Origin of the sequence: Longimicrobium sp., assembly GCF_036280135.1 — a bacterium.
Lineage (GTDB): Bacteria > Gemmatimonadota > Gemmatimonadetes > Longimicrobiales > Longimicrobiaceae > Longimicrobium.
In genome coordinates this window covers 1-6,393 of record NZ_DASURI010000132.1, presented here as the reverse complement: position 1 = coordinate 6,393, position 6,393 = coordinate 1, and the positions used below count along the sequence as shown (strand labels likewise).

Below are 6,393 nucleotides of genomic sequence, written 5' to 3'. Positions count from 1 at the left end.
GTCCGCCCAACTGTTCGAGCTCTTGCGACCACCTGCCGTACGGGCCACCCATGCTGAGGAACGGTTTTCTCAACCAAAGGATGAACGAGTTGGCCCGTACGGTGGTGAACTTAGCACATCGTCAACACACAAGGATGACGCATCATCTCGGGAGGCGCGGTGGTGTTCGGGGTGGGTTGCGTGAAACGCCGTCGTTTCGTCACCTTTGCGGAAGGTGGACGGTGAACGTGGATCCTTCGACGGCGCAGGGAGGCGGATGACGGACGAGGTGGAGACGACGGTGCTCTGGCGCCCCGTGGGCCGGGCGGAGCTGGCGCTGATCGAGCAGAGCGGATGGACGGCGTTTCCGCCGCGGCTGGAGCACCAGCCGTTCTTCTATCCCGTGGCCAACGAGAACTACGCCGCGCAGATCGCCCGCGACTGGAACACAAAGGACGCCGCCTCCGGTTACACGGGCTTCGTCACGCGCTTTCGCGTGCGCAGCGACCACCTGGCCCGCCACCCGCTGCAGACGGCCGGCGCGCGCGTGCACCAGGAATACTGGATCCCCGCGGAGGAGATGGACGCGTTCAACCAGGCCATCGTGGGCCCCATCGAGGTCGTGGCCGAGTTCCACGGGGAGGGCGCGTGACGCCGGAGATGAAGCGCGCGGCCCGCATCCTGGCCGGCGCGGAACGCGTGCTGGTGAGCAGCGGCGCGGGGATGAGCAAGGAGAGCGGCATCCCCACCTTTCGCGATGCCATGGAAGGGCTGTGGGCCAACTTCGACCCGCAGGCCCTGGCGACGGAAGCCGGCTTTCGCACGAACCCGCGCCGCGTGTGGAGCTGGTACGCGTGGCGCCGCGAGCGCGTGGGCGACGCGCGGCCCAATCCCGGCCACGTCGCCCTCGCGGAGATGGAGTCGCTCATCCCCGGGCTGGTCGTCGTCACGCAGAACGTGGACGGGCTGCACCGCGAGGCAGGATCCACGGACGTGGTGGAGCTGCACGGCAACATCCGCCGCGTAAAGTGCCTGGACCACGGCCACGCGTACGACGGCCCCCTGCCGCCATTCGCGGAGGGCGAGGAGCAGGACCCGCCGCCCTGCCTCGTCTGCGGATCGCCGCTGCGGCCGGACGTGGTGTGGTTTGGCGAGATGCTGCCCGCGGATGCCGTGGAGCGCGCGTGGAACCTGGCGGAGCGCTGCCACGCGTTGCTGCTGATCGGCACCAGCGGCACGGTGTGGCCCGCGGCGGAGCTGCCCCTGGTGGCGCGCCGTCACGGCGGGCTCGTGATCGAGATCAACCCCGAGCCGTCGGAGCTGACGCACGCGGCGGACGTGTTCCTGGAAGGGCCGGCCGGCGTTGTGCTGCCGGAACTGCGGGACGCCGTGCGCGCGGCGCTGGGGTGAGGGGAAGTGCGGGAGTGCGGGGTGCGTGAGGATCGAGAGGGATGGATGGATCGCGCCGGCAGCGGAGCGCCCCCCATCCCCGACCCTTCCCCCACAAACGGCGTGGGGGAAGGGAGAACACCGGCCCTGCACGATGGCAGGCAGTCTTCCGGCCCGCGGACGCGAAACACCGCGCTCTCGCGCGCGAGCCACCTCCCTCCCCCGCGCAGTTTGCGGGGGAGGGTCGGGGAGGGGGGCGCCCGCCCCGCGACGAGTCTCCGCCTCGACTCACGATCCGCATCACCCCCCATCCCGACCGATCCCATTCTCCCGCCAGAGAGCCAGCGATTGCGCGGACGCCTCGCACGGGCCCGCATCCTTCGGTCGGCGCCAGCGGCTTGCGATGCGCGGGGACCGCACGGCGCCTCCCCCAGGAGGTCGCGCATCCGCAACGAAGACGATCCCCCTCCGCGATGCGTGCGGAAGGGGATCGTTCGCTTTCGCACCCGCGCGTCAGACGGCGGCGAGGGGGCGGAGGTTGTGGGCGGTGGTGAGATCGACGCCATCGACGTCCAACCCATCCAGGCTCACGCCGCCCAGGTCCGCCCGCGCCAGCACGACACCGCGCAGCACGGCCCCACCCAGCCGCGCATCCTCCAGCGTGGCCTCCGTGAAGTCCGCGCCGGACAGGTCCGCGCGCTCCAGGTTGGCGCCCGACAGGTTCGCGCGCTGCAGCCGCGCCCGCGGCAGCGTTGCCCCCACCGCGCGCACGCTGGCCAGGTCCGCCGCCTCCAGCACCGCCTCGGTCAGGTCCGCGCCGTCGGCAACGGCGTGGCGCAGGTTGGCGCCGCCGAACCGCGCGCCGGCCGCCCGCGCGCCGCTCAGATTGGCGCGGTGCAGGCTGCTCTCCGTGAAGCGCGCGCCCGTGAGGTTGGCGTTGCGCAGGTTGGCGCGGGTAAAGTCCGCGCCCGTGGCGTCGGCGCCGGCCAGGTCGGCGGACTCCAGGATGGGCGGCGCCTGCGCGCCCGTGCGCAGCGTGTTGGCGTCGCGCAGCAGCGCGCGCGTGAGCACGGCGCGGGTGAAGTCCGCGTCCTGCATGCACGCGCCGCGCAGGTCCGCGCCGGACAGGTTGGCGGCCACGAAGCGCGCCTGGGCCAGCTCCGCGCCCGACAGGTTCACCCCCGCCAGGTTGGCCCCCTCCAGCACGGCGCCCCGCAGGTCCGCCCGGGACAGGTCCACGCCGGCCAGCGGCAGCCCCGTCAGGTCCAGCCCCGACAGGTTGGTGCCCGCCAGCGACCCGCTGCCCGCGTCCAGCCGCCGCTGCACCTCGTCGCGCGTGAGCGACGGCCGCGCGGGCGCGCCTCGCGAGCCTCCGTTGATGGCGTCGAGGATGCGATCGAGCATTTGCATGTGGGCCTCCCGTCCGGTGCTGGGGGCGCCGCCAGGGGATGGCGGCCTGGAAAGACCGGCGACCGCCATGCGCGCCCGCCGCCATTCACATCCGTTGTTCGCAGCACGCATCGTTCCGCCCGCCGGGGCGGACCCTCCGCATCCTCCCGCTCGCCGCGCGACACCGGGAGGCCATCGCGAAAAAAGCTGTACATCCATTACTACACGCGCCGGACGGAATGCGGAAGGGGAGCATCCGCCGTGGACGCTCCCCCTTGCCGATCCTCCGAGCCGCCCGTCGCGCTTACGACTCGAGCGTGGCTTCCATGGTGATGTCCACGCCGGCCAGCGCCTGCGACACGGGGCAGCCCTTCTTGGTGCCCTCGGCGATGGTCTGGAACGTGGCGTCGTCCAGGCCCGGCACCGTGGCGCGAACGCGCAGGTGCATGGTGGTGATCTTGAAGCCCTCGCCCACCTTGGCCACGGTGCAGGCGGCGTCGGTGTGCACGCGCGTGGCCGTGGTGCCGTTGTTCTCCAGCCCCACCGACAGCGCCATGCTGAAGCACGCCGCCTCGGCCGCGGCCAGCAGCTCCTCGGGGTTGGTGCCGCCCTGGTCGCCGAACCGCGAGCCGAACGAGTACGCGCCGCTGATGACGCCGCTCTCGCCCTGGAAGCTCCCCTTGCCCCCCTGCAGCCCGCCTTCCCACGTCGCGCTCGCGTTGCGTGTAGGCATCTCCGCCCCTCCTGTCCCTGGTTGGCCGATTTCCGGTTCGATGTCGATGCACCGGACCTTTCCGCGCGACAAGGTACGTGGAAGGTCGCCGGGGGGCCAGACGGGGCGGATGACGGGAGGACGATGGGACGGATGGACGGAACGGCGGGTCGTGCACGGAAAGGAGGATCGACGCGCGGGCGGAGCGCCCCCCATCCCCTGCCCTTCCCCCATAAACAGAATGGGGGAAGGGGGATCGGATACCGCGCACGAAGGCAGGAGTCTGCCGGCCCGCCGAGGCGCCCCTGCCTGCTGCCCAACTTCATGGAAGGACCGCTTTCTCCCCTCTCCGCGAGGAACGAGCGGGGAGGGGCTGGGGGAGGGGCGGGTTGCTGCCGGCGCGATCCCTCCCTTCCGAAGCGACCTTTTCCCTCCTCCCCTACGCCACCATCACGGGCTCGCGGGCGCCCTGGCGAGGCACCTCGTCCTCGTCGAAGGCGGTACCGTCGGCGGCTTTGCGGCTCAGTTCGCCCAGCCACACGGGCGCGTGCTCGGAGTGCGCGTCGTACAGGCCGCGCAGCGTCTCCAGCAGCGCCTCCAGCGCCCGCTCGCGACGGTCCGGCGGCAGGTCGCGCACCAGCGAGCCCAGCGCCGCCGCGATCCCGTCCACCGTGAGACCCGCGCCCAGGTTGTCGTGCTCGCGGTGCAGCCAGTCGAACAGCTTGCGCCGGCTCTTTTGATACGGCATGCCGCCGTTCAGGAACTTGTCCAGGCCGCTGGGGCTCATCCCCACCTGTCGCGCCACGGACCGTAGCGACGTGGCCTGCACCCGGATGGTCACCGCCTCGCGCAGGCGGTCGATGGACGTTTGCGGACGATCACTCATCGCGCCTCCTCTTGCTTTGCAATTAGAAGACAAAGTAGACGTGCCACATATCTACTTTGTCTGCTTTATTTGCACAAGCCCTTATTTTTAGCGCACGCTGGCCGGTGATGAGCGGTCGACTTCTGGTGTAGACTGGCGTTCACTTTACGCTTAGAATAGGCCGGAACGCTGGACACCTGTCCCGGCGTGTCCATGGGCCCTCACAAATTCCGACGAACCTCACCGGAGGCATTGCCATGACCGCGAGACGCCGTCCCGGCCGTCCACGCAACGCCGACTTTACCGCGCCGCTCACCATCCCGGGCGGCGCCGTCGCGGGGGCGGACCTGGTGCGCGAGCTGCCGGCGGAGGTGTCGCTGTCGGTGTGGCAAACGCTGCGCAGCGTGCTGCTGTGGGCCGCGGAGGATCCCGGCCTGCGCGGCGACCTGTTCGAGCCGTGCGCCATGACCGAGTGGGAAACGGAGCTGCTGGAGAACGACTGGGACGCCGACGTGCGCTGCCCCCTGGCCGTGCTGGTGGGCCAGCTGGGGCGCCAGGGTGATGCGTCGGCCGAGACCATCGCGCACGCCTGCCTGTCCGTGACGGACTGGGCGCTGGAGCACGGCTACGTGGCCACGGCGCTCGCCTACGCCGAGGCCGCCGCCCTCTCCTGGCCCCAGCATCCGCGCTACGCCTGGCTCGCGGGCAGGCTCATGCGCGCGCACGGCCGGCCACGCGAGGCGGAGGCGTGGCTCAAGCGTGCGGAACGAGCCGCAAACCGGCTGGCGGACTGGGAAGGACGGACGCTTTCCCTCAACAGCCTGGGCAATCTCTACTACGGGATGGGCAATTACTCCCAGGCCGCCAAGATGCACCGGGACGCACTCAAGGTGGCGCGTCGTCATCGCCTCCGGAAGCGTGAAGGCGAGATCCTGCACGACCTGTTCGTGGCTACGTGGTACATGGGTTACGCGGAGGAGGCGGAACAGTACGCACGCGCGGCCCTGGAAGTGTACAAGGACGGGCACCCCCGACTCGCGACTCTGGCGCATGACGTCGCGTTCTCGTGGGTCGCCGAGGGCTACTATGGCCGGGCGCTGACCGTTCTCCAGGGACTCGAGCGATACTTCGAACTCCCCAGCGAGCGCATCCGTGTGCTTGCCTCCATCGCCCGCGCCGCCGGGGGATGCAATGCGACGGAAATGTTCTCGTCTGCCGCGAAAGAAATCTGGACGCTGGCGGACCGGCAGGACGCAGGGCAGGGCGTAGCCGCGGCACTTGTTGAGCTCGCGCGGGGAGCTACAAGCCTGGCCAAGTGGGACATCGCGGAAGAAGCGCTGCTGAAGGCAAGAGAGGTGGCCGTGCTTCGGTCCGAGGAGGACGTGGTGGCGGAGGCGGATGATGCGCTCAGTGCCGTGAGCGCGCACCGGGCCGCGGCACCTGCCCGGAGCACGCTCGATACGGTTCCATCACAGCGTCTGGATACACTCGCGAACGGATTGGTCGTCACTCTGCGGGCCACCGCCGTTCCCGTGGCCGCCTAGACGAATGGGGCTCAATTACCGGATCCGATCATATTCCCGCCCCGCTGAGTACCGCCTGAGGTGCTGTCGCCGGCGGTCCCGGACGTGAGCGGTTCGCCTCCGTCTTGGGGGCTGGTGTTGCCGGAGCCGAGCATCCCCGGGCCCGTCGTGTCACCGCCCGCGTAGTTCCCGGAGCCGGTGGTGTTTCCGCCGTTGAAGAGGGGAGCGGGCTGGTCGCGGTGGGGCGTATCGGTGGGAGAGGCGGTGCAGCCGGCGGCAAGGACGAGCGCAGCGGCCAACGCGGACAGACGCAACTGCTTCATGGGGGCATCTCCAATGGATGGAAGGGGAACCGGAACGCTGACCCGGCGGAGAAAGGTTCGCGTCCCAATTCCGGACGTGCCAACGCCAAAATTACGGGAGATGACCGGCCCCCAGCCGCCGCCCCCCACGAGCGATCCCATCATCCGGCGCAAGGTGCTCGTGATGGAGCCGGACCTGATGGCGCTGTTCCACGGCGTGGGCGAGCCGTGGGA

7 protein-coding genes are annotated in these 6,393 nt (G+C 70.3%); 3 read left to right on the top strand and 4 right to left on the bottom strand.

Going from position 1 to position 6,393, the window contains the following annotated elements:
• The first annotated feature begins 256 nt into the window (after positions 1–256).
• Both VFZ20_RS04070 and VFZ20_RS04065 read left to right on the top strand, forming a co-directional pair.
• On the top strand, positions 257–631 hold the full coding sequence (locus VFZ20_RS04070) for a hypothetical protein (RefSeq protein WP_329682552.1): 375 nt from the start codon (positions 257–259) through the stop codon (positions 629–631).
• A gap of 8 nt (positions 632–639) precedes the next feature.
• On the top strand, positions 640–1,389 hold the full coding sequence (locus VFZ20_RS04065) for an SIR2 family NAD-dependent protein deacylase (protein ID WP_414682922.1): 750 nt from the start codon (positions 640–642) through the stop codon (positions 1,387–1,389).
• Positions 1,390–1,881: 492 nt separating this feature from the next.
• Here VFZ20_RS04065 and VFZ20_RS04060 read toward each other — a convergent pair whose 3' ends face one another.
• The 3 genes from VFZ20_RS04060 to VFZ20_RS04050 all read right to left on the bottom strand — a co-directional run bounded on the left by VFZ20_RS04060 (position 1,882) and on the right by VFZ20_RS04050 (position 4,355).
• Positions 1,882–2,778: a pentapeptide repeat-containing protein gene (locus tag VFZ20_RS04060; RefSeq protein WP_329682550.1), complete on the bottom strand. Its 897-nt coding sequence runs from the start codon at positions 2,776–2,778 to the stop codon at positions 1,882–1,884.
• Between the two features lie 283 nt (positions 2,779–3,061).
• A complete protein-coding gene (locus tag VFZ20_RS04055) occupies positions 3,062–3,490 on the bottom strand; it encodes an OsmC family peroxiredoxin (protein ID WP_329682549.1) in 429 nt (142 codons plus the stop codon).
• 418 nt (positions 3,491–3,908) lie between these two features.
• On the bottom strand, positions 3,909–4,355 hold the full coding sequence (locus VFZ20_RS04050) for a hypothetical protein (RefSeq protein WP_329682548.1): 447 nt from the start codon (positions 4,353–4,355) through the stop codon (positions 3,909–3,911).
• Between the two features lie 236 nt (positions 4,356–4,591).
• Between VFZ20_RS04050 and VFZ20_RS04045 the strand changes: the two genes are divergently transcribed.
• Positions 4,592–5,878: a tetratricopeptide repeat protein gene (locus VFZ20_RS04045; RefSeq protein WP_329682547.1), complete on the top strand. Its 1,287-nt coding sequence runs from the start codon at positions 4,592–4,594 to the stop codon at positions 5,876–5,878.
• Positions 5,879–5,889: 11 nt separating this feature from the next.
• Here VFZ20_RS04045 and VFZ20_RS04040 read toward each other — a convergent pair whose 3' ends face one another.
• Positions 5,890–6,180 (bottom strand): hypothetical protein, encoded by a 291-nt coding sequence (locus tag VFZ20_RS04040; protein ID WP_329682546.1) that lies wholly within the window; start codon positions 6,178–6,180, stop codon positions 5,890–5,892.
• Between the last annotated feature and the right edge of the window lie 213 nt (positions 6,181–6,393).

Excerpts from the sequence above, each read along its gene's own strand:
- VFZ20_RS04065 (WP_414682922.1), top strand. The coding sequence starts at position 640 with ATGAAGCGCGCGGCCCGCATCCTGGCCGGCGCGGAACGCGTGCTGGTG.
- VFZ20_RS04050 (WP_329682548.1), bottom strand. The coding sequence starts at position 4,355 with ATGAGTGATCGTCCGCAAACGTCCATCGACCGCCTGCGCGAGGCGGTG.
- VFZ20_RS04070 (WP_329682552.1), top strand. The coding sequence starts at position 257 with ATGACGGACGAGGTGGAGACGACGGTGCTCTGGCGCCCCGTGGGCCGG.
- VFZ20_RS04045 (WP_329682547.1), top strand. The coding sequence starts at position 4,592 with ATGACCGCGAGACGCCGTCCCGGCCGTCCACGCAACGCCGACTTTACC.
- VFZ20_RS04060 (WP_329682550.1), bottom strand. The coding sequence starts at position 2,778 with ATGCAAATGCTCGATCGCATCCTCGACGCCATCAACGGAGGCTCGCGA.
- VFZ20_RS04055 (WP_329682549.1), bottom strand. The coding sequence starts at position 3,490 with ATGCCTACACGCAACGCGAGCGCGACGTGGGAAGGCGGGCTGCAGGGG.
- VFZ20_RS04040 (WP_329682546.1), bottom strand. The coding sequence starts at position 6,180 with ATGAAGCAGTTGCGTCTGTCCGCGTTGGCCGCTGCGCTCGTCCTTGCC.